This window comes from Mesorhizobium sp. GbtcB19 (assembly GCF_019091085.1).
GTDB lineage: Bacteria > Pseudomonadota > Alphaproteobacteria > Rhizobiales > Rhizobiaceae > Mesorhizobium.
In genome coordinates, this window is record NZ_JAGXJY010000083.1 from 1 (window position 1) to 802 (window position 802).

Below are 802 nucleotides of genomic sequence, written 5' to 3' on the forward strand. Positions count from 1 at the left end.
ATGCCGTACTTTTGTAAAATGGATTTATAAATTTATTTTGTCCTTCAAAAACAATTCCTTTAGATACTCTACGATCTTTTTTGATAATTTGATCTATATAACCACATTTATATTTACTATTTGTATTGGGGTTATTAAAGAATTTTGTTTTTGTAAAAAACCATCCTCCAGGACCTGTTAATGTATCAATGTTGTTTTTAATCATTACCTCTGCTAATGGATTAACACTATTTAAAGACAACACATATTGAGGAAATTCTATAATTCTATTATTCTCCAAATAATGTTTTGGTTGAAAATTTAGAAACTCTAAAGCATCCATCTTTTTTCCAACTTCAATAAGCGGAAAAACCCAAACATCTCTTTCTTCCCCAGACTCATCAATTTGTCTTTCCTTTTCCGGATGCCCAGCCAGAAATACTTGATCAATAAATTTATAATCACCGCGGTCTACAACAAATAAATATACATCTATACCTTTCTCATTTGAATGAAGAAGTGTTTTATTTTGCTTATAATCTAGACTTTGATGCCCTCTCCTTCCCATTCCAGTATACTTCCAAATATCATTTTCTTTTCTCGCTGGTTGATAGGGTGGAATATTCTCATATGACAATAATACTAAGGAGTTGGTTTTTAATGATCTTCTCATTCCTCCTCCAATTCCACATTTAAATATTTCTATTAGTTCTTTGTCACTTATTACAATGCCTTTCTTTAAATCTTGGATTCTCTCTATTTTGTCCATACTAGATTCTCCTTAGTCATCTTACGGGATATTTACAAATATTAGGTTTGAATA

At 30.3% G+C, this 802-nt stretch carries 1 pseudogene; it reads right to left on the reverse strand.

The features are described from left to right. Positions 1–748: pseudogene (locus KVT37_RS31690) on the reverse strand (hypothetical protein); the annotation flags it as partial. Positions 749–802 lie beyond the last annotated feature (54 nt).